The sequence below is a fragment of the Ruegeria sp. ANG-R genome, from assembly GCF_000813985.1.
In the GTDB taxonomy this organism is placed as follows: domain Bacteria; phylum Pseudomonadota; class Alphaproteobacteria; order Rhodobacterales; family Rhodobacteraceae; genus Ruegeria.
The window spans coordinates 86,156-109,480 of sequence record NZ_JWLJ01000001.1; the positions used below are offsets into that span (position 1 = coordinate 86,156).

Below are 23,325 nucleotides of genomic sequence, written 5' to 3' on the forward strand. Positions count from 1 at the left end.
CTCAAAGGTCCATTGCTTTGGCGCGATCCCGAAGCTGGAACTTCTGAATCTTACCGGTGGAGGTTTTGGGAAGAGTTTCGAAAACGACGGCTTTGGGGGCCTTGAACCCGGCCAGATGGTTTCGGCAGAAGGCTATGATCTCGTCAGACGTTGTCTCGGCACCTTCGCGCAGTTCGACAAAGGCGCAAGGGACTTCTGCCCATTTTTCGTGGGGCATCGCAACCACGGCAGCGGCCTGCACGGCATGATGGCGGTAGAGTACTGCTTCGACCTCGACCGAAGAGATGTTTTCGCCGCCAGAAATGATGACGTCTTTCAGCCGATCACGTATCTGGATATAGCCGTTTTCATGTAAGACAGCGCCGTCGCCGGACCAGAACCAACCGTCCTCAAAAGCTTTCGACGTGGCCACGGCGTCCTTGTAATACCCCGCCATCGCAGTGTTACCTCGAATGGCGATTTCGCCCTGTGTAACACCATCGCGTGCTACAGGTGCGCCGCTGCTACGGTCGATCACCGTAACCTCTTCGACCATCGGAAAGGCGATGCCTTGCTGTGCTTGCAATTCGGCTTGCTCCGCTGGGCTAAGGTGATCCCAATCATCCTGCCAAAGACATTGTGAGATATGGCCGTAGGTCTCAGTCAGGCCGTAGACCTGCATCACGTCGAGCCCCATCGCGCGAGTTTTTTCCAGCACCGAAGGCGGTGGTGGTGCCTCTGCCGTTAAAACGCGGATTGCAGGATCGAAGGGGGCCGCGTCGTTCCTAGCTTCGGCCAGCATTTGCAACACGATGGGTGCCGCACCAAAAATGAGTCACCCCATGGCTGCGGATCGCGTCCAGAATACGGTCTGCCGCCGGAACACGGGTAAATACGACAGTTGCGCCAAGCAAGGCCATCAACCACGGGTGTCCTCAGGCCGAAATGGATATCATTGAAGGTCTGCTTAGCGTTTGAGAGACTAGTCAGCTCACATGTGCGGCAAAAGTCTGCTTTCCGCCGCATGTGCCGATTTCCAAGCCGCTAGGCCGTATGCGCCGCGGTCGTTTTTGGAAGTGATTAAATCAGCCAACTAGGCCGAGAATCCACTATCAAACCCGCTGAAAGTTGCGTTCTTGGCCTACAAAAGTTGGCTTTCTAACCGGACAAGTCGCGATTCATGCCGGACGGAACAATTAAGGGAAATGTGGCGTCCGGTGAATATTTGAATCTGGTGAATTCGTAACTTACTGATTTCATGAAGTATTGGATTTCTCGTCCAAAAAGAGATTCGATTTAATCCAAGCAGAAGTTGAATCTTGTTAGTTCAAAGAATTCGGCCAGAAGCCAGTGCTAGAAAAACGGCCGTTAGGGAAGGGCGCGGCGAACCAACTTCAGGCATCTGGACTACCATCAGAGTTTACCCCGGATTTTTGCAACGGGTTCTATCGGGAAAATCTTGGTATTGTGAAGGAAAGAAAGAGGGTCTGCTTTCTATTTGCTTCAAACTCTCAGCAAACCCTCTAGCACGCGGACAGCTTTGGAAAGAACCTCTTGGGCAAATCCCGCATAGCCCAGCAAAAGCGCCTGAGGTTTATTTGGCAAGACGCAGTGTGCGGACAGTGCGCCGACAGAAAGGCCTGAGCGGCGTGCTTGGCTGCTGATGTCTTGATCGGTGGTTTTCTGGAGTAGGGTGGGCCGAAACGGCAAGCACAAGTGCATACCGGCATCATCTGGTTGGATCTCGAGTAGATCATCGACCACCCGAAGTTCAGAGATCAAATGAGATTGGCGCTGCGAATAGATGCGGCGCATCCTACGTAGGTGTACCGCAAACTCGCCGCTTTGCATGAATGCTGCCAAAGCCGGTTGTGGAACAAGCGATGCGCGGGGCCCAACCCGTTCGAGGTAGGCGCGGGCTGTACCAACAAGATGCTTTGGAACGACCAGGTAACCGATCCGCAATGCGGTACTGATGAGCTTTGAGAAACTCCCAAGGTACAAAGTGTGCTGCAACCCATCGAGACCGGACAGGGATGGCAAGGGATGTCCTTGATACCGGAACTCGCTATCGTAGTCGTCTTCAATTATCAGGCTGCCACACTGGGTTGCCCAATCCAGTAGAGAAATTCGGCGTGGCATCGGAAGATTGCGACCTGTCGGATAATGTCGAGAGGGTGTAACAATGGCCGCAGCAGATCCGTGTCGAATTCTCGCGGGATCTAACCCGTCGCGATCTATTCGAGTAGGCTGGGCGTGTAACCTATTCATTCTCAGGACATCTCGGGTCTTGTGCCAACACGGGTCCTCGATGGTGACCGATTTTCCTTCTCCAATGAATGCGCGAGCGATCATCTCCAGAGATTCCCATGCGCTAGACGTGATGATGACTTGCTCTGGATCGCAGCTCAGATGCCGCCATGTTGCAAGGTGGTCCGAGATTGCCATGCGCAGGGGATACCAACCCAATGAATCCGCCCGCGCCAACAAGCCTGGTTCCGGTTTGCGCCACGCTCGGTCAAGGTGCCGCGCCCATTGGGCATGTGGCATGAGTGAAGTGTCGGGCAGGCCGGTCTGAAAGGGCTGCCAAGCCTTGATCATTGGTTGATCAGAAACGGGTCGAGAGGGCGGCGGTGTGAGATGACTTACGTTTTTGGCGACAAACGTTCCGCTTCCTCGGCGTGTGATTAGATACCCTTCGCTGATCAGTTGATCGTAAGCGGCTTGAACCGTCGTGCGCGAAACTGACAACTCGGCTGCGAGCATCCTGCTGGCTGGGAGCCGCGCACCTGCATATGCGCGAGAAGACACAATGATGCGGCGCAACCCCTCTAGCAATTGCGCCTGCAAGGTTGGCTTTGCTTTCGGATCAAGCGAAAGAGCGAAGAGTTCTCCACTCAAATTGGTCTGGTATTTTTTATCAATATTGGACATTCACAAGTTACCACTATTGCTTCAATCCAAGCGGAGCAAGACAAACAATGGACTACGGACATGACAAACTCGCTCCCCGTCACCGAACGGTCGCGCCTGCGTCGTTCACATGCGCGCGGGCATTTCGACCGCGAAACCATCAACACCATTCTTGACGCGCAACCTATGTGTAGCGTCGGATATGTCATTGATGGCAAACCTTTCGTGACGCCGACGCTGCAATGGCGTGAGGGCGATCATGTCTATTGGCATGGCTCATCCGCCAGCCGAGCACTGCGCCAATCGCGCGATGCTGAGGTCTGCCTCAGTGTTGCTATTTTGGACGGCTTCGTTTTAGCGCGTTCCGGGATGCATCATTCCGTGAATTCACGGTCAGTCACTTTGTTTGGAACTGCCGCCAAGGTGGAAGATCCGGAAGAAAAGCTGCGGAAACTGGCCCGTTTCGTGAATGGGTTGTTCCCAGGTCGCTATGAGGGGCTGCGCCCCGATCATGATCAGGATCTGAAAGCTACAATGGTTTTGGGAATGCAGATCAGTGAAGGCAGCGCCAAAATCCGCACAGGCGGTCCCAACGATGAAGAGGCGGACTACGCTTTGCCGATATGGGCGGGGGTTATCCCCGTCCGAACTGAAGTTGGTGCGCCAATCCCGGACGAGCGAAATCTGCCTCAGGTCATGGTGCCCGAGCATGTAAACACCTTCAAATACTGACTTTTGGCAGTATTTGTAAGGAGGGTTGAAGCCGCCGACGTCTTCGCGAAATACAGCTTACTGAGGCGGTAAGGAACAGGAGTTTGTTTTGGATACCATTGCAAAGAACCTGGAGCGGCTCGGGATTCAAATTCCCGACGCGCCGCGCCCTCTGGGGAATTTTGCCCCGTATCTCTTGGACGGTGAATACCTCTACATCTCCGGGCAGATATCGATTGACGCAGACGGCGAGGTCGTCAGAGGCAAGCTTGGTGCGGATGTTGATCTTGAACGGGGCTACGAAGCCGCGCGTTTTTGTGCGATTGGTATTCTTGCACGGGCCAAAGCCGCGATTGGCGATCTTGAGAAAGTTGAGAAGCTCCTAAAGCTTGGTGCGTTCGTAAATGCTGTTCCGGATTTCTCGGAGCACCCGAAAGTCGTCGACGGTGCGTCTGATCTGATGGTGCAAGTGTTTGGTCCGCAGAAAGCAAATCATGTGCGTTTTGCCGTTGGAAACGCAAGCTTACCAGCGAACGCAGCCGTTGAAGTTGAGGCGGTTTTTCGTGTCAAATCTCGATAGCCGACCTACGCTGTAAGCCTTTGGTGAAGCGGACGGGTTTCTTCGCCCACCTTTGTCGCACGCTAGCCGTGATCAGCTACATACATATTAACTCTCCATGCCGAACTCAAACTCGCAAAACTGGGTGTACTGCAATGTCAAATTGCCGTTTGCGATCTCAGCTACAGCATATTGCGGTGCTTCTTTTGCTGGCTTGAAGTTATCCCAGGTCCATGCTGGACGCGGCGCAGGCGCTTGAAAAGACAGCGCACCAATTGTCGCGAAGGGAATACCGCGAACGCTACCGCAGGTCGGCCTATGGACGTGCCCCATGAACAGGTGTTTTACGTTTGGATGCTGGCTAACGAGGTCGAGGAACAAATCGCCGTCCTCAAGCATAATCTCATCCTGCTTGGGCAACCCGAGAGCCAGCGGTGGGTGATGCATAAAAATGTATGCCGGTTTATCACTGGTCTTGCGCAACAACTCATCTAGCCAAGCTCGCCTCACCTCGCAAAACTGACCCGCATGTGATCCAACCTTATGCGTATCTAGGCAGATTATTGTCCCGTCTGCAGTGTCGAGCGAATACTGGACAAAATCCGACATCGAGGTCCGGGGCAAGGAAAGCTGTGAACGAAAGCCCTTCCTGTCGTCGTTGTTGCCCACCATTGGGTAGATACGCAGTTTTGAGTTGGCTAAGTATTCCGCCAAGGCAGTATAGTCGCCCTCGATATCGTCCCCGACCAGGTCTCCGGAAAGTACGGCGAAATCGGCATCTGCGTGATGGGTGTTGGCGTGGTCGATTGCGGCGGCGAGCCGCGCGCGTGGATCCAGCCCGTCGATTGTGCCTTCATTCTGGAAATGCGGATCGGACATCCAAATGATTTTGATCATTCCAGGCCCTTCTAAACTGATCTTTCACTACGGTACCGGCAAAGGAGGCAATGCGGATTAAAGCGGGCATTCGCTATTGCAGCACGAATGCCTACTCTTAGGAGAATACAGGGCGATGTGTGTTACGATGCGTCAGCGTAAGCTTTCTTGAGATCTGCAAGAAACTGTAAGTAAGGCCCGTGGCCGTAGCTCACTCTGGACACCCCCATGGAAGCAACGTCATCAACCGCCGCCAGATCACCCATCATCATGACATTCACGGGCAATGACGCTGCGTCTGCGACCTGTAAGATCAATGAGGCTTCGGTGAGGCCCGGCACAAAAAAGCAGTCTGCGCCGGCCTCGGCATAAGCTGTCTCGCGCTCCAGCGCTTCCGGCAAACTGTCTTTATGCGTTTCAGGGTCTGTTCCGAGGAACAGGTCGGTGCGCGCATTAATAAAGAGAGGAACAGATTCTTCGGCAGCGACGGATCTGATTGCCTTGAGGCGGGCCACTTGCTCAGAGATTGGATGGAGCCCCCCACCCCCAACGATCCTGTCTTCGAAATTGATCCCGACGGCACCAGCACGGATCACCTTGCGGACATTTTCAGCGACCTTGGTGGGCTCAGTCGCGTACCCACCTTCGAAATCCACGGTCACAGGCACATCAACACTGACACAGATGCGCCTGGCGATGCTCAAGACCAACTCCAACGGTATCGCCTCGCCATCCTCATACCCGTGCGCTGCCGCCATTGACCAGCTCCCGGTGGCGATAGCAGGGGCACCCGCCTTCGCTAGAGCCTTCGCACCTCCCGCGTCCCAAATGTTGTGGAGCACAAGCGGATTGCCTCTTTGATGCAGGCCCGCGAAACGAGACGCCTTTTCAGCTTGCGACATGTTTGTTTCCTTTTGTTTTCTTTGGCAGATATTGCCGCTCAATTTCCAAGAGCTTCTGTTTGCGCCAGAGCCCCCCGCCATAACCGGTTAGCGATCCATCAGCTCCGATGACACGATGACAGGGAATGACTAGAGCGATCTGGTTTGCACCGTTCGCACGGGCAACTGCGCGGACGGCAGAGGGTCGTCGAATGCTTGAGGCAATGTCGGAATAACTGCGGGTACTACCCGCCGGAATCTGTCTGAGCGCATCCCAGACAGATCCACTGAAATCCGAACCGTGATATGCGAGCGGGGTTTGAAAATCTGACGATGACCCGTCAAAAAAGGCCGCAAGTTCCACCTTGATCTGCTCTGACGGCTCAGCCCGCCCGATGCCTAGGCGACCTTTGGCGAACGTATCGAGTCGCGCAAGCTCCTTCGGCAGTGCTTTGCGATCAAAGAACTCAAGGAGGTGCAGCTGTGACTTGCTGCTGACTGCGATCATGTCTCCAAGCGGCGTCGAAACCCAATCCGCAAATAGCAACGGGTCCGAGGACAAGTTGCCCGGTGCCTTTCCCATCAGTTTAAGGAAAGCTGTGCGGAACGCACTCGGAGAGTCAAAACCGGCGTCAAGTTGGCCTTCGATCACCGCGCCGCCATCAGCGATTGTTTCAAATCCGTCCCGGAGCCGCCTTTGACGCGCCATTTCCAGAAAAGTCATTCCAAACTGGCGTTTGAAACTCCGCCGGACAGTGGAAAGATCGAACCCCATACGTTCAATATCTCCCTCGCGCCAACGATAGTCGGGGCACTCATTCAATGCGGCCAACAATGCCGCAATTGCTGGGTCTGCCAGCGCCATCGGTTGCAGCGGATGACAGCGCTTGCAAGCGCGGAACCCTGCTTCGATACATTCCCCGACTGTTCCGAAAAAGGTGCAGTTCTCTTGCTTGGGCTTGCGAGCCGGACAAGTTAGTCGGCAAAATACGCCGGTAGAAGAAACACAAACATAGGCCTGTCCGTCATACGAAGCATCACGGTCCAAAAGCGCCTGATACAAGGTGTCGTGGTCTGGAAGATCAAAAAGCATGGCGACACAGCTACCACACTCAAATAAAGGTGCCGCCGAAAATCAGGCGTGTATTAAACTTCGAACCTGTGCGAAAGCCGACATTCGTCCGTCACGCAGCATTCGTCACTTTGTCTCTTTCCCGACTTGCGGCATCTCAGCGACTGACGGGCGCGTGGCGCGCACGGTGAGGTTAGATCAAGGCGGCCAGATCAGCGGCGTAAAACAAGGTTCCAAAAGGAGCGAGAGTTCGCATTCCGGCGAAAATCGACCAATAAACGTATAGGTTGTTGAGCCAAGGCTATCCTTCTGGTAACTTACGGAACTGGAAACCCTGATACAGGAGTGATCAGATATGCTGAATTGTCAGACCTCAATGCTTCGCGCGGCAGGCGCAGTAGCCCGTTAAAGCGGTCTGACAGGTTTCCGATCTGAAGGCCGCCTCATGAGCGGCCTTTTTTGTATTTTCCTCATGTGGCGGCTTTCCATCAACCATGGAGAGAACAATGCCAAGCTTATCACTTTATGTTCCAATCAGCCGGTCGCGTGGTCTTTTGCTGCGGCTGGTGGCTATTTTCACCCCGCCACCCAGTGTGGGGCGGCCTGTTCTACGCAGGATAGACAAACTGCCGGATTATCTGAGGAAGGACGTTGGCCTCCCGCCGGAAGTTGAACGCCCACCGCCGACGCACCATCGGGTGCCATTTTGAGTAGCCGACCGAGCAGGGGCAGCTTTCTCTGCCCTTGCTCACAGCAATTGCACATTGTCCGGCGCGTGGGGCAAAACTGCTTTGCGCTTACGGCGAGATTTTTGTCTTGACCATTACAACCGTCTCTTCTTCCCCAAAGAACTGGCGACTTTCCTCAACATAGCCCAATGACGAGTAGAATTTTATCGCTGACAACGAAGACGAAACTTTGAGTTCTCTTAAACCTCGTTCGGAAGCAGCCTTCTCAAGCTCGGCCACTAAAGTGCTTCCAATACCCCTGCGATGCAGATCAGGTGTTACAAATAAAGACTTTAATTCATAGTCTTGCAGTGAACCTGTTCCGACGACCTCGTTGTCAGATAAGGCTACGATGGTCAGCCTCTTCTTTAGGAAATCAAGAACATGAAATGTCGAGAAGTTGCTAACAAGCCGCCCAATCTCGGCGGCTGGGTAGTCTTCGGCGTTGACCCTTCGGATCGCATCGCAAATTACCTTGCTGATGCCTTCGGCGTGCTCTTCGTTTGCGGCGACAAATTTGATCTGACCTGTCATATCAACATGGTATGATCAATAACTTCGAATGTCTCGCTTGGGTTCTTAATCGGTCCATTGAGTTAATATTCCTGCGTCGGCGTCAATCACGGTTTCAGCGCCAATTACTACGGATTCGGCATCCGGATGGTGCCCGATAGGCAGACCTCCCAAAATTGGCACATCGAAACCTTTAAGACCCCGGCGAAGGATTTCTTCCGAAGTGATCGGCGGGTTGGGCGGAGTTCTGCAAACATGCCCGATTGCGACCCCAACGATCCCATCAAAGTGACCAGCCCTGACTTCACGCCACTCTTCTGCCAGCCGCCTACCGTGCTGGATGGCAGACAGAACGATTTCATGAAGCTTTGCCTCAATCGATATATCTATGTTTTCATCCTCCTAAGTATGAGATTGCGAAGGGCAATCTCTCAAGGCACTGGCAGATGACTGTCTGCCAGCGCAGGGCAGCCACCTCAGGCGGCGAGGGGGAGGGGGATTTCATCTACCGCATCAAGGCAGAGAAGAACGTCGAAATAGGCTTCGGACAGTAGGCAGATATCCTCGACATAAGGAGCGCTGGGATCTAAGTCAGCGAAATAGGCGCTCTCGGGTCGTTTCGGATCATGGATGTGTTGCAGGGTCAGCAGATCCAAAAGGCGCAGCAGGCCTGTCTTGAGGCGGCGTGTCAGCACAGTGGTGGTGCATATGTCGTCTATTAGATCGGCGGTAGCCTTCAGTTCCGGCTTGCCGCCAAGCAACAAGGAGGCGTTTTGGAGGCCTTCGGAATGTGTCAGGAAGAAATCCTGTAGTTCCGCGAGACCGTCGGGAAATTGGTCGAACATAGTTGTTCTCCGTTTGGCGCCGGCCGCAGGATGCAGCCAGATTCAAGCGCGGCATGTTTGGTTTTCCTTTTGGGGTTTCATTGGTTTGCCCGGGCCTCCGTAAGAGGTGGGAATTAAGACCCAGGCTTCACTCGCGAAGGGCCAAAGTTCTTCAGCTTGAACTTACCTTGACCAACTCAAGAAGGGCGTTCGTTATCAGTTCGCTCCCTCACCACAAGGGAGCGAATGAAAACGGAATGACCTTTAGTGCATCAATGCGAAGAAATTTGATTGCCACTCGCGTTCAGGGCGAATATCGACTTAAGAAATGGGACAGAGGCATATTCTTGACCCTCACCCTTGTTAATTAAAATCAGATACTTAAACATATCCATGCAGGAGTAATAACCTGTGAAGTGACAACCAGGGAAGTTAATTCGACAAATGAAAAATGAAACTCTTGAGCTCTATCACGGCGGTAAATTTCCGGACCACAATTCTGTTTGGCCCTTGCAACACTTCGGGACTTTGGATGCGGCGTTGGGAAGAATCGCAACCAACTATCATGATTGTCTCCCTGGTCGGGAAGTAGCAAACATCCTCTACCGTTGCGAAGTAGACTTGGGCGATCACGTTAAACAAGTGTCAGACTGGATTGTGGCTCAGCCTGCAGGGTTCATTCTCCTGTTCGAGCAGATCAATTTGCTGGGCTGGGATCGGCGGTCTTACCGCGAACTTATGGCGAAAGTCTCGGAAATGCAGAGACAGGATCAGTTTTCAGCGCTGATGCAGGTGGTGGACAACCTCGTGCCAACAGGTGTTTCCGCTTTCCGTTATCCAAACGAACATGAAGGGCAAAAAGGTGAGGATTCCTATTGTGTTGTTGATCCAAAATCAGTTCGGGTCCTGAGCCATCGTATCGTCGAGCGGTGTGAGGTGGAGCATCTGCCGCCGTTCGCTGCCGAATTTACTTAGTATGAATTCAAACACATTGACAGCGACAACTTAGTGAATGTTGACCGTTGGCTCGGCTTAGATGTCAATTCAGAAACTGAAGCCAGCCAACCAAGCTTGAGCGAGATCGGCCGCATCGGTGCCTGCTCGGTGGGTCGACGATCTGTTTGCCCTGACCATGAAGATTTTGTGGATGCGGCCTGTCGCACTGGAGCCTTCCTGAGCGCAGGCCTGACAGACGGACATATCGAAAGCACCCAGTTCGATACCATGGTCGGCATCGAACACACTCATTAGCCGGTCGAGCCAGTATTGGTCGAATACGGGCGCATCGTTGAGAGTGAATTCTCGGGCGACTTTATCAGTATGCCAGCCCGCGATGTCTTTCGCCAGTTCGGCATCTGCGAGTTCCTCCAACGAGATGCAATGGACGGCGGCGCTGTCCAGATGCCACTCCGACATGAACCATGATGGATGCGGCCGGATCAATTTGCTGTCGACAAGCATCTCCCTGTTCGATCCGTGCTATGCCAGCGTCGATCGACCAACTCGCGGGGCTCAGGCTCGAAGCCTCAAAGTCGATGAATACCGTCTGCCTTACGTTTTCCTTTCTGATCTGCGTTTCATACTGGTTGCGGCGTTGTGCCGGCGGCCCGCCGGACAAGTCGGTGCCGTCCACTGCAGGCGCGGGCCTGTCCGGTGGGCCGCTGTTGATCCGGTCCCATCTGTCAGGTGGTGATCTGGGTGGTGGGCGGGCTCTTTTCTCCCCTGCGTTCCCCAGGGGGTCTCAATACCCCCCTGTTGCGGACACGGACCTGTCCGGCCTTACGCAGTAGCCAATTCCGGCAAGGAATCGGCCTTTTTCAGCTCATAATACTTGGTCCTGCCGATGCCGAGTGCCAGCCAGGGCTTTGTCCGGGAGGCATTGTTCTCGGCCAGGTATTCGTCGCGTGTGGCTGCACCCTGTGCCGCCTGCCGCGCGCGCTCAGTAACCGCCTTGCGGTGCTTACGCTCTTCAACCGGGACGACCTGCCGCAAACCAAGATCCCGAGCCAACTGGGCCGAGATTCCCAGCTTTTCGGCGATCGTTGACCCCTTGTAGCTGTAGCGCCCATCCTTCCAGACACAATGGGAAGTCGGACGGCTTGCCTTGTCCAAGGCTTGCCTGATGGTTGCCCGCACGTCATTCGGCTTCAGCCCCGGTGTGGCGATGGCGGCCATGTTGGTGATCTGCGCTTCGATGTCACCGGCGTTCGGGAAATACGTCAGACAGGTCGCATAAAAATGCAGCCAGGTGTTACGATGGCCGACTGGAACCACCCCGCCGCAGTAGGTCCGGAAGGTCTCCAAGTCATCCATGATCTGTCGGAACCTCTGAGCTTGGGTGAGCCCCCTCGGCATGGCATCACCAGTCTTCGGCGACCTTTTCTTCCCTGCCTCTTTCCTGGTCAGGAGTTCCGCTCGGGTGTGCCCGGCGATGGCTTGGCGTTGACCGTCTGAAACCAGCGCGGAATTCAGCCTGCTCGACAGGGTTTTACGCATGGCGTAGAAGTCCTCGTCGAAATCACCAAGATCCAACCGGTCGAGAATACGGCGCAGATGTTTGCCGAAGGCGCTTGTCACATCGCCGCTGGTTGTCCGCCGTGCCGCTTCAGGGAAAAGGAGCACTCCATGCTCTTCCCGGAGTGAGTGGAACCAATCCATGAACCCAAGATCCAGAAGAAGCTGAGGCACTGGAACAACGCGCTTGCTTTCCTCGGTTTTGCCCGGTTGTTCTGGCCCTGTCCCGAGGGCAAAGCAATAGTGACCGTTACGATATCGGATGTCGCTGCGTTTCAGAAGCAGGATTTCCTCAATACGCGAGCCGATTGTGAGGACTACAAGTGGCACCCAATAAGTGGCGTCACGGATGATCATCGGTCCACGTTTCGAACGGCGATGCTCGGATGCGCAACCGGTGAATATCGGCGATGTCAGGAAGCTCGCCAGCCGCTCTTCCGTCCAGGGCATACGGATCTTGGGTTTGGTCACACGCACATAGAGTTCGTCATTTGGAGCCTGTGCCGCGATATGCCATTCAACCTCCTTATAGGACAACGCTTCCGGTGGCTCGATGCCGAGATCTTTGGCGCTCTTGAACATGCGGTTCAGTCCGTCCCGATCTCGCTTGATGGTCGTCATCGTGCGGCGTGGTATCAGGTTATCGGCAAGGATCGCCCGCTTTTCCGCGATTGAAATATCATCCCGTTCCCTGATCTCTTCGGTCACCAAAAGGTCATGAGCATCAGCCGTTGAGATCTCAGTTGCCTTCAAGATTTTCTTGCCATCTTTGTTGAAGCGGTTTTTGCCGTGACTGCGACCTTGGGTGCGGGGCAATCGGGCTTCCCACGCAAAGAACTCTTTTTGACGTTCTTTTGAGATCGCTGGGACGGGAATGTCCCCGAAGAATTCCAATGTCAGCCTTTCCAACGCATTGATATTGCCCTGCATTGACTTGGTTGGATAGTTCGCCCGAGTCTGGGCCCACGCTTGGGAAAGTAGGACGGGTTCCTGAACGAAGTTGTCAAAGTCCTCAATACCATGATCGTTGAGCAATGCGCGACTCGCTGACTGCACATCGTCGCCCTCTATGACGTCGCTTTCGACATCGTTGATGCGTCGTTTTAACGAAGTTGCCTGGCGACCAAGGTCCGGCGAGAGCGGGTCAGGCAAGGAAAGCGAGATCATTCCATTGGCTTGCTTGAGCAGGGCTTGCACTCCTGCCCAATCTTCGGTTCTGGCGGCACGGCGCAGTTTCTTGTTTTCAGCTTCGAGCTTCTCAATGCGCACATCAACGTCTTCGTCGGACATGTTGCCCATGCTCTGTTGCTCGATAAGAATCCGGGCCAGTTCCGCCCGAAGGGCTTCGGTCAGCAGAGCCTTTGCATCGGCGGGGGCCAGGGTAGTTGTTTTCAGCATGTCCACGATTTCGATCTCCTTTTGCTCGTAGACCGCGAGGAGCCTTGCGGCGCGCATCACGGCGTCGTGCGGGAGATCGGTTCGCAACGAAAAACAGAGAAATGAGTTTGTTTGTAAGTTTGTTAGGGTCTTCGGCAGGCGTTTGCGGAAATAGAAAAACCGGCCCCTTCGCATAAGGTAGGGACAGGCGCAGTGTTTGGGTTTTCGACGGGACGAGTCGGCACGCTTGCGGGCATAGCGCGCAACGGCATGTGTTACACTCTGTATCACAGTTTCTGAGGACTGTGACACGCGGCGCGTCAGGGACAGGTCTCGCCCTTTGATTTCATTGGCTTTTGGGAAATTCATGGCTGGGGTGGTAGGATTCGAACCTACGATACACGGTACCAAAAAAGTATAAAGTCCAACCGTGAAATTAGGATAAAATACAACATGTTGATTTTCAAGAGGTTAAGCTGATTCGCTTTGGTCATTAAAACTGACAATCTTGGGAACTCATCTAAATTTAAAAAAATTGTAAGTTAAAATGACAAATTCACCCAATTTTGGGTAGCTGCCCAATACATTTTCGATTGGGGAAGCAAAAAGTGGCTTAATGTCTTAGAAATCGACTTGAAGTTGAAGTTCCTGAATTCAGAGAGAGATAACAAGAACATGGAAAATAAATTTGTGGCATCGCTGAAAGTCACAATTGTTGTATTGGGCGACCAAATCCTTGAAGGGGAACTGTGAAACACCAGACGTCGGCTGGAGGCTCCGCTGAACGGAAGGCTGTCGCTTTATTCCGAACTGAAGCACCGACATTCGTCGTTTGCCGAAGGACGCACATCATCGGCAAACGACAATAAAAAGCTAGCCCGATAGGTACTCTAGGACTGATGCAATGGCGGCGTTACGCATACGCCTTGCTCTCACGTCACCAACATAGTGGGCTTCTTTTAATTTGGTTTCTGATGCAGCTAAAACGTCACCGACAGTCTTGAGTTCAAGTTCATCCAGTTTGGATCTTTGCCAATCGGTAATGTCCAAAACTGTGTTAGGCTTGGACAATTGGTCAGCCAAATCAAACCCTTCTTGAATCTGAGAAAGATCGATGTTCTGTTGGAGTAGTGGTGCAAATGCAGGGTGATTTGCCCCGTATTCGCTCATACGTTTGGGAGTGAGTGCAGTGGCGATCTGGAACGAAGTTGTCGCGGGTGTCGCCTCAAGGGCGAACAAACAACCTAAGTTGACTATGTACCTCTTGCCAACTTCGCTGCGGGTCGCACGAATACCCCCCGAGTGTTCTGTAAGTACGCCGGTGTAACATAGGATTCGAAGAGCTTCTTTGACTATTTCTGGGGCATCCCGATGAATCCAAATGTACGAAGTTGAGTTCTTTTCTCTTTCAAGATACCCATCATTCTTGACCTTAAGCTCCGGAAGAACGGTGTCTTCAAGGAAATCGCGGCCCCAGTCGATTACCGATTTATGACCAAGGTATTTATCTGACAGGGCAGAATGCTCCGCCCAAATTCCACCACGGTAAAACTCGCGGATGACAGAGTTCACTTCGCTAGAATTCATCTTTGGAGCTGTAGCAACTGTCTTAAGTAGCAGACGCGGATTTCCAGTAGCGGCGTAAGCCAAAATTGCGAAATTCTGCCGGTTACGGGTAATACTCTTCAACAGGCCAGAGTCAGCTTGTTTTTCAACGATTTTTCGCATGCTTGCGACGTATTCATCTGACCCAATGTCCCGATTAATGGAAACCATCGTGGCGTCATGAGTCGGCTGAAAAGTATCCCCGTAACTTGTAACTCCGGGGTAAACGGCGGCATTGCATGTCACGCAGTGGCTGCGAAGGTCACGAAAGAGGGTAAAGAACTGCCTTTGTTGAGTGGGCAGAAAGATGTGAGCAGCCTCGTCCATGAAGAGTGAGAATCTTTGGATGCCGAGCTCTTCCGACAAATCCTCCAAAGCTTCCTTAACGTCTTCGATGCCCGGTACTGCGCTGCTGTCAATCTTTTGGTTGGGATTTCTCCAAGACTCTTCGTAAGACTTAATTATTCGTTCCAAGCCATCGGTGTCGGAATGATCTGCGGGTAACCCAGCAAGGATGTTGGCGCTGCTAGGCACGGTACCAAGCAAACCCATTTTTTTGACTTTGCGCAACACAGCTCTGCACACTCTTGCGAGCATCCAATGTCGGAATTGATCTGGATCACCAGTTCTCAAGAGTGAGCTACTAACGAACGTCACATAAACCGGCACCACTTTCGATGTTTTGTACTCGGTGGCCAACTCTTTCTCGGCTACACGCATCAGGAAGGATTTTCCGACACCTCGGCTGCCAACCAGTATTGTTGGATTTCTACCCTTCAATTGGTCTATGGCCAAACGATCTTCCTGAGTCTCGACAAAATATTTGAGGATGTCGGTTGGCCCGATGTCTTCCGTTCTATAAAAAAATTCATTCATCGGCCTTAATCCTCAAAAATTGCTTGAATTGGGGCCAGGTCACCAAACCCTTCGAGCACCAAGTCTTCAAGCTCGTTTTTCACTTCTGCCGAAGCATCCCTTAAGTGTCGACATATGAAAGCGAATTTAACGATCAGTCTTGCAGTGTCAGCTCGGTCAGCCCAAGCTTCTAGTACATCCGGATTATATGAAATCTCGGTATCTATGCCTTCATAGGATTGTCTGTTCCCATGAACGAACTCCGAGCATTCTCTGTACAGGGTCTTTGCAAGGCTGCGGTATTGATCGCAGTGCTCTTTCATCTCTTCAAAAAAGGCCCCGACAAAGTGCTTAGAGAACACTCCGTTCTGTTCGTTTATGATTGATTGCCAATTCGAGTCTTTTTGATCTTTGAGCCACAAGCGAATGTCGATCTCATGAGCTGAGAAAAGAATGCAGCATAGCGAAAGCTCGAAAAACAGCCGAAGGCTTATGTGCGCCTGACGGTATTGTGCGAATGAAGCCGAATAAAGAGCATGTTGGTACTCAACTCGAGCCAGTTTGAACATGGTTGCTTCAGTTCTATCGGCTATTAGACGCTCTAGCTGATCAATATCTGCGGCGTCGTTGTGTGCTACCGTGAATTGAGCCATTTTTTCGCCGTCATTCTGTAGCTCGCTAAGAGCTGTCTGACTGCGTGATAGTAACTGCGAGTAGTGATCTACAACCATGCTGCAAGCCTAATAAATTAGATATCAGTATATGCCTAAGACTTCTCGACATGAAATGCAGCCTCACACATTTCAGCTAGAAATCTCTGAGTTTAGGACAATCTAGGGGCTTTGTTAGCAACATTTTTTTCACAGTAAAAGCAATCAAATAGAGAATTTTGAAGGCCTGTGTATACGGGCACTGAAAGTGGGGGGCAAACACGAGGCTAGCACACGATCGGTGCATCGCGTTGAAGTTCATATGATGCCCCCTCTGTGACTTGGCTAAGACTCTGAGGAGTCGTCGCGATCAAGAGGTTCGCGTTCCTCAAGGTCGGTTTCTTCATTGTGTTTTGACGCTTCACCTGTGTCATCTTTTAGTGAAACTTGATCAGGGGGAGGCATGAAGGTCTCCGCTACCATTTCGGCTATGGCCTGCATTTTTTCTTTTTCATCACTGATGAGATGACCATACTGCGACATAGTGAACGACGCGTTGTGGTGACCAAGAAGTTTTTGAGCTTCCAAATACTTCCCACGAAGCATCAACTCAGAAGCAAACTTGTGCCGCAAGGTGTGGAGGCCCCGTTGTCTGACCCCTGCAATTCTCTGGACTCGATACCAACCGTAGTTGTTGACTTGAGAATGATGCATTGGAAGCCCGGCTTTGGTGCAGAAAACAAAGTCGTGTTCATGGGTAGCAAGGTAATCAATTAACCAGCGTCGCGCCAGCGAACCGATGGGGACCGCGCGGTAGGCATTAGCAGACTTCATTTTCCCGACCCTGTCGCTGTCTGGTCTGCCGCGCCTACTTTGATCAACCTTCCTGCGCAGAGTAATAGACGTGAAATCCTCAGAAATATCGCTTCGCTTGATGCCAAGGGCTTCCGAAATTCTAACTCCGGTTGACGCAATCAATGCAATTAGTGCGCTGTATTTTATCCAACTCCGCCTAACTTGCTTGTTGGGGTGCTTGCGAAGTTCAGCGAGAGTTTGAAAAATGATACTGACTTCCGCTCGAGTATGCAGTGATCGTGAAGTAGGCCCGCTCCTGCCGTCGTTCAACTGAACTGCCAATTTGTAGGCAGGGCTTTTGACGATAAGGTCCCTCGCTACAGCCCAGTTCAAGATTGACTTGGAAAGGTCGAATGCATGCTTGGCGGTTTGTCTAGAGGTGAACTTCTCAGTGAGCTGTCCCATGAACATGCTCATTTTGTCTCTGGTCAGTTCGTTCAGAGGTACATTCCCAATGTACGGGAGTACGTGCTCGTCCAAGTAATGTTGATAGCCCTTAAGCGTTGAGTACTCGAGCGGCATTTTCCCATACCTGCCGCGCTTTGAAGCTTCCATATATTGTTCGGCGAGCTGAGAGAATTTCATCTCCCGCATGCCCGGACCGACCTGAGAAGCGTTCATTGCCTCGATTTCTCGCTTGCGTTGCTTAGCTTCAGCCAGAGACTTGAAAGTCTCCTCCTTATATTTTTCACTCCAATCACAGTACCAACGCACTCTGTACCGTCTGGAATCGCCAATGATTCTGTCACTTATACGAACGCTTTTGCTGCGCATGTCGTTGTCTCCCGTTGTTTTTTGGGGGACGCAGCCGGCCGGAACCGCGACCATGCACTATCTGTGGGGGAGGTGTGGGGCAGAAATCAAGGTAAGTATAACTTACATCTTGATCGCTTCTAAGTATTTGATTTTTAAGAAGTTTTGTGGCTGGGGTGGTAGGATTCGAACCTACGATACACGGTACCAAAAACCGCTGCCTTACCACTTGGCTACACCCCAACGGTGAGCGGCTATCTACGACTGTTGCTTTCGGGGTTCAAGGGCTTTTTTGGACAAAAATGATGCCGCTCTGCAAATTTATGCGGTTGCGGTTTGACTGTGGGCCTCGCTTCCTCATGGAGGGGTGAATGATCGGTGCGTGGCCTGTTTTTGCGATTCAAATCCAAGAGGCCATTCCTGGGCTTAATCGCCTGCGGGCACCGCCTGGGCAAAGTGTCAGGGCTTTTATCTGCGATTGCGTTTCAATTGCGCTATTGTGCGCGTAAATTATTGATTGGTATCGATAAACTAAGCTCTATGCCGATTGAATTTGAATGCCTGAAGGTCTAGCTAGTCAAAGTGTGCTATCCAGCAACAAGGAGCGAGCGATGAAACTGAACACGCAAGTCGCAGAGGCGTTGAACAAGCAAATCAACAATGAGCTTCATGCCTCATACACCTATCTGGCGATGTCCGCCTATTTCGAAGCGCAGGACCTGCCCGGATTCGCCAGCTGGTTCCGGGGCCATTCTGCCGAAGAGGATACGCACGCGATGCGTATATTCGACTTTATCGCAAAGCGGGGCGGGCGGATCAATCTGGACGGGATCGCCAAGCCGCAAACGGAATATGCGTCGCCTGTAGACGTTCTCGAGCAGGCACTGGCGCAGGAGCAGATGGTAACGGGACAAATCAATGCGTTGTTTGAGCTGGCGCATGAGGTCAAGGAATACAGTACGCAGAACATGCTGAACTGGTTCCTGGCTGAGCAGATCGAGGAAGAGGATCTGTTTACGTCGATCCTGGATAAAGCAAAGGCGGCCAGCGGGGATCGTTGGAATCTGTTGCTGCTGGATCAGGAACTTGCCAAGCGTGGCGGCGGTCAGTCGGACGCATAAACACGACTGACAACGAGGGCAGGGGGCGTCCGCTATTCCCGAACTTCGGCAGGGTCGACCCCCCAAAGATTGCTTTTGAGGGTCCAGCCGCGATAGCCACCTGCCGAGATACGGCACCAGTCGGGTGTGCACTTTTCCAGCCGGGCGACAACACCGGTTTCGAAATGCGCGTTAACCTGCGATTTGGGATCGGGCATCGCGTAAACCGACAGCAAATCGGATTCGATGAGGACAGTCCGCACGCCTGAAAGCAACGCGTAGTGTACCCAGCCTCCGGCGCCGTCGCGGTCCTGAACCTTGCGCCAGTTGCCGTATTCGGCCGTGATCTGCAAAGGCATGCCGCGTCTTTTGAAAACCCAGTCGATTCGGTGGGTCAGGGACGGTCCGCGTCGTACATTGCCTTCGGCTGCTTTCATCGAGACATATCGTGGTAGTGGCAGATTCGTCACCTGGCCACGTTTTTCCTGCGCAGACGCAGCGACGACGCCGAACGCGAGAAGAAATACCGAGATCAACGCCACAAAACGGCGGTTCACTGAAAAACTAGCACTCACTGCCTGTCTGCTCTTATGCCTGTGGATCGTATGCAAAAAAGGTTGAGACGATGCCCATGGGGTTCTTGTGCCCCGTGTAATCCTGCGCCACGATGCCATGGCGCGCGGCTGTTTGCAAAGCGGTAGGAGGGCTAAGGTGCCAAGAGAACGTCTGAGTGTTGTCGTTACGCGACGGTTACCCGAAGCGGTGGAAACCCGGTTGAGCGAGCTTTTCGATGTAAAGCTGCGCGACAATGACGACCCGATGACACGCGAGGAACTGGCCGCTGCGGTCAAAGAGGCAGATGTGCTGGTTCCAACGATCACCGACACGATTGACGGCGGTGTTTTGGGGCAGGCTGGTGAAAATTTGCGCCTTATCGCGAATTACGGTGCCGGAGTTGACAATATCGATGTCGCGACGGCGCGCCAGCGGGGCATTCTGGTTTCGAACACACCGGGTGTTCTGACCGATGATACGGCTGATATGACAATGGCCCTGATTCTGGCGGTTACCCGACGTATCCCAGAGGGCTTGGGCGTGATGCAAAAGGGCGATTGGGCTGGCTGGGCGCCAACTGCATTGCTGGGTGGCCGGGTTGGCGGGCGTCGGCTGGGCATTCTTGGGATGGGCCGGATCGGGCAGGCGGTTGCCCGTCGCGCCAGCGCATTTGGAATGCAGGTGCACTATCACAATCGCCGCCGGTTGCGCCCGGAAGTCGAACAGGATTTGGAAGCGACATATTGGGACAGTCTGGACCAGATGGTGGCGCGGATGGATGTCATATCGATCAACTGCCCGTCGACGCCTTCGACATTTCATCTGATGAATGCGCGGCGGCTGAAACTGATGAAACCTTCGGCTGTGATTGTGAACACCTCGCGTGGCGAAGTTGTCGATGAAAACGCGTTGACGCGCATGATCCGCGCGGGAGAAATCGCCGGGGCGGGTCTGGATGTTTATGAGCAGGGCACGGACGTGAACCCTCGCCTTCGGCAGCTACCGAATGTGGTGCTGCTGCCTCATATGGGCTCGGCTACGCTCGAAGGGCGGATCGAGATGGGTGAGAAAGTCATCATCAACATCAAGACCTTCGAGGATGGCCACCGCCCGCCCGATCAGGTTGTTCCTGCGATGCTATAGGCTGCGGTCTGAGTGAAGGGGAACGCGATGGTGCAGGCAGCCGCTTTGCCACGAAACGAGGCCGGGATAGAAACGGTCGTGGGAATCCTGAAGCAGAGGTTCGGCGCCCGGCTGCAGACCGGCGCGTCTATTCGTGAACAACACGGGCACACCACGACATGGATTGAGAACCAGAGCCCCGATGCGGTTGTTTTCCCTCATTCAACCGAGGACGTGGCCGATATCGTCAGGGTCTGCGCCGAGCATAAGGTGCCGGTCATACCATTCGGAACCGGCACTTCTCTTGAGGGGCATGTGAATGCACCTGCCGGCGGCATTTCTGTCGATCTGAGCCAGATGAACAAGATACTGGCTGTCAACGTCGGGGATCTGGATTGCGTTGTGCAGCCCGGTTTGACCCGCGCCGATCTGAACACGCATCTGCGGGATCAGGGGCTGTTCTTCCCCATTGATCCGGGTGCGAATGCGTCGCTGGGCGGGATGGCTGCGACGCGTGCGTCCGGCACCAACGCGGTGCGCTATGGGACGATGAAGGATAACGTGCTCAGCCTTGAGGCGGTGATGCCAGATGGCCAGGTAATCCGCACCGGGCATCGCGCACGCAAATCCTCGGCCGGGTATGATCTGACGCGTCTGTTGATTGGCGCGGAAGGCACATTGGGCATCATCACCGAAATCACACTACGGTTGCAGGGTATCCCCGAGGCTATTCGTTCAGCCCGCTGTTCGTTTCCATCGGTTGATGCGGCCTGTCAGGCCGTCATGATGACGATTCAATACGGTATCCCGGTTGCCCGGATCGAGTTGCTGGACCAGATGTCGGTCAAAGCGGCAAATGCCTATTCAGGGCTGGACCTTCCTGAAACGCCTCTGCTGCTGTTGGAGTTTCACGGCTCGGACAGCGGGGCTGTCGAACAGGCTGAAACCTTTGGCCAGATTGCCGAAGATTTCGGCGGAACCGATTTCACCGCGACCTCAACGACCGAAGAGCGCAACAGGCTTTGGCAGGCACGGCACGATATGTACTGGGCCAGTCTGCAACTGCGCCCGGGCGCGCAGGGGATTTCAACGGATGTCTGTGTTCCGATCTCGCGTTTGGCCGATTGCGTGACAGCAGCACAGGACAAGGCCGCAGAACTGGGATTGCTGGCCCCGATTGTGGGCCATGTCGGCGATGGTAACTTCCACACCTTGTTATTGATCGACATGAGCGACGCGACCGAGGTCGCGGGCGCAGAGGAATTCGTGGGATGGCTGAACGAACTGGCTATTTCGATGGAGGGTACCTGTACCGGAGAGCACGGGATCGGGCAGGGAAAGCGCCCGTATCTGATGAAAGAACTTGGTGCGGCGACCACCTATATGGCGGCGATCAAAGCTGCGCTGGACCCTGACAATATCATGAATCCGGGAAAGATTCTTTAACTTGCAGGTTGGAGGTCGACAGACAGACAATTCCAACGATCGGCCACACACACGCCTCAATTTTATGGAACTGAATCTCTTCGGAGCAGTACTTGATTCAGAGGTTGGTTTATGGGCGCGCTGCGTTTCGTTGGATTTTTGCTGATCGCCGCGATTGTTGTCACGGGCCTTGACTATTACCAGCAAGACAAAAAGCACGACGGCACATTGTCTTTTGCCGGTTATGTCGGGACGATCAATGATCGTTTGGGTGTTTTCAAGGCCGAGCAGGCTGCCAAACAAACCGAACGTGATCGCAAGAAAAGCTGGGACACGGGTGCAAAATCTTATCTGCCTGCGCCACCCGAGGGGTGGAGGCGCCATGACCTGACAGATGCCGGTAGCGAGCCGGTCCAGACGGTCTTGTCGAGGTATGAACTTTCGCCATTGATCAGTTCCATTTCCGATCAGGCAGAGTTGCAACGCCTCACGAATGGGGGGCGCGAAGGTCTGATCCGTAAACTGGCCAGATCAGGTTATATTTATGAAAGAAATGGCGAAATCGTCTGGTTTGATATCGCTTTGAAGCCCAAGAAGGCGCGCAACACATTGGTTGGTCTGGCGTTGGGTCGGCAAGCTGACTTTATGAATGCGATGGAGACGGCCAGCGGTTTCGCAGTCATTGATGGCGTGGCTTTTGCAGAAGTGACCGGCGGGGTTTCTGGCAACGCTCAGGAAAGTGATATCCGCAAAATCAAAGGCCGTATCGGGTTTGATGAAGAGGTTGTCCTGCGACTGCACACCAATGCAGATGACGCAACGATACGCCAGTTTCTGGAATCTGTCGACCTGGCCGGGCTGAACGCACTGCTAGAGTTCCCATCAGCCGCAACAGGGCAGGGAATCTCTGTTCCTCTCAGCGAGCAGCCTGAAAAGGCTGACATAATGCTCATCCTCTATGACAAGATGCAGGCTATGCAGGACAGGGTGACACAGCAGAAAATTGAAAATATGGATATCGGCGCGGTGATGTTGAATACGCTGACGGCGACAGACTTTAGTGCAGCCGGCTTGGAGGATATCACAGGCGGCAAAGTTTTCGAGAATCAGGACAATTTGCAGATGGCCTATGGAAAGGCGCTTGAGATGATCTTGCTCTCGGATCAACGCCATGCCGATGCTGGTCCGTCAAAATCGGGCGGCGAGTTCTTCAAGAGCCTGCTGCAGAAGATTCCCGTCTTTGGATCATCGGATGGGGGGAACGAAGTTGCGGCTGCAACAAAGGCGGCACCAGCCGAAGTGCGCGTGCGTAAAGGAAATGAGGGCTCTTCCTGCGCGATGAGCGGAGCCGCCAAACGCTGCAGTTTCGGCAAGAACTGATCGGTTAATCATGCGCAAACAACGGCCCGCATCAATTGCGGGTCGTTTTTCTATTATCACTGGTCGGATGAATGTCGC

At 53.3% G+C, this 23,325-nt stretch carries 21 protein-coding genes and 1 tRNA gene; 8 read left to right on the plus strand and 14 right to left on the minus strand.

All coding sequences use genetic code 11. The annotated features are described in order from the left end of the window. Window position 1: 1 nt before the first annotated feature. Entirely contained in the window at window positions 2-781 is a 780-nt protein-coding gene (locus tag RA27_RS00320; protein WP_241484024.1) for an AMP-binding protein, read from the minus strand. A gap of 701 nt (window positions 782-1,482) precedes the next feature. After that, a complete protein-coding gene (locus tag RA27_RS00325) occupies window positions 1,483-2,913 on the minus strand; it encodes a PLP-dependent aminotransferase family protein (protein ID WP_039533847.1) in 1,431 nt (476 codons plus the stop codon). A gap of 60 nt (window positions 2,914-2,973) precedes the next feature. On the opposite strand from RA27_RS00325, the gene RA27_RS00330 reads away from it, so the two are divergent. Both RA27_RS00330 and RA27_RS00335 read left to right on the plus strand, forming a co-directional pair. Next, window positions 2,974-3,624, plus strand: a complete 651-nt coding sequence (locus RA27_RS00330) for a pyridoxamine 5'-phosphate oxidase family protein (protein WP_039533851.1) — start codon at window positions 2,974-2,976, stop codon at window positions 3,622-3,624. An 88-nt stretch (window positions 3,625-3,712) separates the two neighbouring features. Beyond that, window positions 3,713-4,183, plus strand: a complete 471-nt coding sequence (locus RA27_RS00335; RefSeq protein ID WP_039533853.1) for a RidA family protein — start codon at window positions 3,713-3,715, stop codon at window positions 4,181-4,183. Between the two features lie 87 nt (window positions 4,184-4,270). Here the strand turns inward: RA27_RS00335 and RA27_RS00340 are convergent, their stop codons facing one another. The 5 genes from RA27_RS00340 to RA27_RS00365 form a co-directional block, all read right to left on the minus strand. Beyond that, window positions 4,271-5,059 carry a metallophosphoesterase gene (locus RA27_RS00340; RefSeq protein ID WP_052265121.1) on the minus strand — a complete coding sequence of 263 codons (789 nt, stop codon included), beginning with the start codon at window positions 5,057-5,059 and terminating at the stop codon, window positions 4,271-4,273. A 122-nt stretch (window positions 5,060-5,181) separates the two neighbouring features. Next, window positions 5,182-5,982 (minus strand): isocitrate lyase/phosphoenolpyruvate mutase family protein, encoded by an 801-nt coding sequence (locus RA27_RS00345; protein WP_343294137.1) that lies wholly within the window; start codon window positions 5,980-5,982, stop codon window positions 5,182-5,184. Beyond that, a complete protein-coding gene (locus tag RA27_RS00350) occupies window positions 5,927-7,012 on the minus strand; it encodes a trifunctional transcriptional activator/DNA repair protein Ada/methylated-DNA--[protein]-cysteine S-methyltransferase (protein ID WP_039533858.1) in 1,086 nt (361 codons plus the stop codon). The genes RA27_RS00345 and RA27_RS00350 overlap by 56 nt, the downstream gene beginning before the upstream one ends. 776 nt (window positions 7,013-7,788) lie before the next feature. After that, entirely contained in the window at window positions 7,789-8,253 is a 465-nt protein-coding gene (locus RA27_RS00355; RefSeq protein WP_039533861.1) for a GNAT family N-acetyltransferase, read from the minus strand. 455 nt (window positions 8,254-8,708) lie between these two features. After that, window positions 8,709-9,077, minus strand: a complete 369-nt coding sequence (locus RA27_RS00365; protein WP_039533866.1) for a hypothetical protein — start codon at window positions 9,075-9,077, stop codon at window positions 8,709-8,711. Window positions 9,078-9,500: 423 nt separating this feature from the next. Between RA27_RS00365 and RA27_RS00370 the strand changes: the two genes are divergently transcribed. Further along, window positions 9,501-10,031 (plus strand): hypothetical protein, encoded by a 531-nt coding sequence (locus RA27_RS00370; protein WP_039533867.1) that lies wholly within the window; start codon window positions 9,501-9,503, stop codon window positions 10,029-10,031. 69 nt (window positions 10,032-10,100) lie between these two features. On the opposite strand, the gene RA27_RS00375 is transcribed toward RA27_RS00370, so the two are convergent. Further along, window positions 10,101-10,517 carry a hypothetical protein gene (locus tag RA27_RS00375; protein ID WP_039533868.1) on the minus strand — a complete coding sequence of 139 codons (417 nt, stop codon included), beginning with the start codon at window positions 10,515-10,517 and terminating at the stop codon, window positions 10,101-10,103. A 20-nt stretch (window positions 10,518-10,537) separates the two neighbouring features. Between RA27_RS00375 and RA27_RS24555 the strand changes: the two genes are divergently transcribed. Then, on the plus strand, window positions 10,538-10,846 hold the full coding sequence (locus tag RA27_RS24555) for a hypothetical protein (RefSeq protein ID WP_152610615.1): 309 nt from the start codon (window positions 10,538-10,540) through the stop codon (window positions 10,844-10,846). Here the strand turns inward: RA27_RS24555 and RA27_RS00385 are convergent. The 5 genes from RA27_RS00385 to RA27_RS00405 form a co-directional block, all read right to left on the minus strand. Beyond that, entirely contained in the window at window positions 10,836-13,316 is a 2,481-nt protein-coding gene (locus RA27_RS00385; RefSeq protein ID WP_343294152.1) for a DUF6538 domain-containing protein, read from the minus strand. The genes RA27_RS24555 and RA27_RS00385 overlap by 11 nt on opposite strands. A gap of 504 nt (window positions 13,317-13,820) precedes the next feature. Continuing rightward, the gene (locus RA27_RS00390; protein WP_039533874.1) at window positions 13,821-15,428 is read right to left on the minus strand and encodes a hypothetical protein; all 1,608 of its coding nucleotides are present in this window, start codon (window positions 15,426-15,428) and stop codon (window positions 13,821-13,823) included. Between the two features lie 5 nt (window positions 15,429-15,433). Then, window positions 15,434-16,138, minus strand: a complete 705-nt coding sequence (locus RA27_RS00395) for a hypothetical protein (RefSeq protein ID WP_152610616.1) — start codon at window positions 16,136-16,138, stop codon at window positions 15,434-15,436. Window positions 16,139-16,402: 264 nt separating this feature from the next. Then, window positions 16,403-17,686, minus strand: a complete 1,284-nt coding sequence (locus tag RA27_RS00400; protein ID WP_039533877.1) for a tyrosine-type recombinase/integrase — start codon at window positions 17,684-17,686, stop codon at window positions 16,403-16,405. Window positions 17,687-17,833: 147 nt separating this feature from the next. Then, window positions 17,834-17,908, minus strand: a tRNA-Gln gene (locus RA27_RS00405). 368 nt (window positions 17,909-18,276) lie between these two features. Here RA27_RS00405 and RA27_RS00410 point away from each other — a divergent pair. After that, entirely contained in the window at window positions 18,277-18,786 is a 510-nt protein-coding gene (locus RA27_RS00410; RefSeq protein WP_039533879.1) for a ferritin, read from the plus strand. 32 nt (window positions 18,787-18,818) lie between these two features. Here RA27_RS00410 and RA27_RS00415 read toward each other — a convergent pair whose 3' ends face one another. Continuing rightward, window positions 18,819-19,301 (minus strand): SH3 domain-containing protein, encoded by a 483-nt coding sequence (locus RA27_RS00415; RefSeq protein ID WP_241484026.1) that lies wholly within the window; start codon window positions 19,299-19,301, stop codon window positions 18,819-18,821. 175 nt (window positions 19,302-19,476) lie between these two features. On the opposite strand from RA27_RS00415, the gene RA27_RS00420 reads away from it, so the two are divergent. The 3 genes from RA27_RS00420 to RA27_RS00430 all read left to right on the plus strand — a co-directional run bounded on the left by RA27_RS00420 (window position 19,477) and on the right by RA27_RS00430 (window position 23,247). Next, the gene (locus RA27_RS00420; protein WP_039533882.1) at window positions 19,477-20,463 is read left to right on the plus strand and encodes a D-glycerate dehydrogenase; all 987 of its coding nucleotides are present in this window, start codon (window positions 19,477-19,479) and stop codon (window positions 20,461-20,463) included. A gap of 27 nt (window positions 20,464-20,490) precedes the next feature. Beyond that, a complete protein-coding gene (locus tag RA27_RS00425; RefSeq protein ID WP_039533883.1) occupies window positions 20,491-21,888 on the plus strand; it encodes an FAD-linked oxidase C-terminal domain-containing protein in 1,398 nt (465 codons plus the stop codon). A gap of 111 nt (window positions 21,889-21,999) precedes the next feature. After that, on the plus strand, window positions 22,000-23,247 hold the full coding sequence (locus RA27_RS00430; protein ID WP_039533885.1) for a hypothetical protein: 1,248 nt from the start codon (window positions 22,000-22,002) through the stop codon (window positions 23,245-23,247). Window positions 23,248-23,325: the final 78 nt, after the last annotated feature.

Coding starts and splice junctions, on each gene's coding strand:
- RA27_RS00320 (WP_241484024.1), bottom strand. CDS start 781: ATGCTGGCCGAAGCTAGGAACGACGCGGCCCCCTTCGATCCTGCAATC.
- RA27_RS00325 (WP_039533847.1), bottom strand. CDS start 2,913: ATGTCCAATATTGATAAAAAATACCAGACCAATTTGAGTGGAGAACTC.
- RA27_RS00330 (WP_039533851.1), top strand. CDS start 2,974: ATGACAAACTCGCTCCCCGTCACCGAACGGTCGCGCCTGCGTCGTTCA.
- RA27_RS00340 (WP_052265121.1), bottom strand. CDS start 5,059: ATGATCAAAATCATTTGGATGTCCGATCCGCATTTCCAGAATGAAGGC.
- RA27_RS00350 (WP_039533858.1), bottom strand. CDS start 7,012: ATGCTTTTTGATCTTCCAGACCACGACACCTTGTATCAGGCGCTTTTG.
- RA27_RS00355 (WP_039533861.1), bottom strand. CDS start 8,253: ATGACAGGTCAGATCAAATTTGTCGCCGCAAACGAAGAGCACGCCGAA.
- RA27_RS00365 (WP_039533866.1), bottom strand. CDS start 9,077: ATGTTCGACCAATTTCCCGACGGTCTCGCGGAACTACAGGATTTCTTC.
- RA27_RS00370 (WP_039533867.1), top strand. CDS start 9,501: ATGAAAAATGAAACTCTTGAGCTCTATCACGGCGGTAAATTTCCGGAC.
- RA27_RS00375 (WP_039533868.1), bottom strand. CDS start 10,517: ATGCTTGTCGACAGCAAATTGATCCGGCCGCATCCATCATGGTTCATG.
- RA27_RS24555 (WP_152610615.1), top strand. CDS start 10,538: ATGCCAGCGTCGATCGACCAACTCGCGGGGCTCAGGCTCGAAGCCTCA.
- RA27_RS00385 (WP_343294152.1), bottom strand. CDS start 13,316: ATGAATTTCCCAAAAGCCAATGAAATCAAAGGGCGAGACCTGTCCCTG.
- RA27_RS00390 (WP_039533874.1), bottom strand. CDS start 15,428: ATGAATGAATTTTTTTATAGAACGGAAGACATCGGGCCAACCGACATC.
- RA27_RS00395 (WP_152610616.1), bottom strand. CDS start 16,138: ATGGTTGTAGATCACTACTCGCAGTTACTATCACGCAGTCAGACAGCT.
- RA27_RS00400 (WP_039533877.1), bottom strand. CDS start 17,686: ATGCGCAGCAAAAGCGTTCGTATAAGTGACAGAATCATTGGCGATTCC.
- RA27_RS00410 (WP_039533879.1), top strand. CDS start 18,277: ATGAAACTGAACACGCAAGTCGCAGAGGCGTTGAACAAGCAAATCAAC.
- RA27_RS00425 (WP_039533883.1), top strand. CDS start 20,491: ATGGTGCAGGCAGCCGCTTTGCCACGAAACGAGGCCGGGATAGAAACG.
- RA27_RS00430 (WP_039533885.1), top strand. CDS start 22,000: ATGGGCGCGCTGCGTTTCGTTGGATTTTTGCTGATCGCCGCGATTGTT.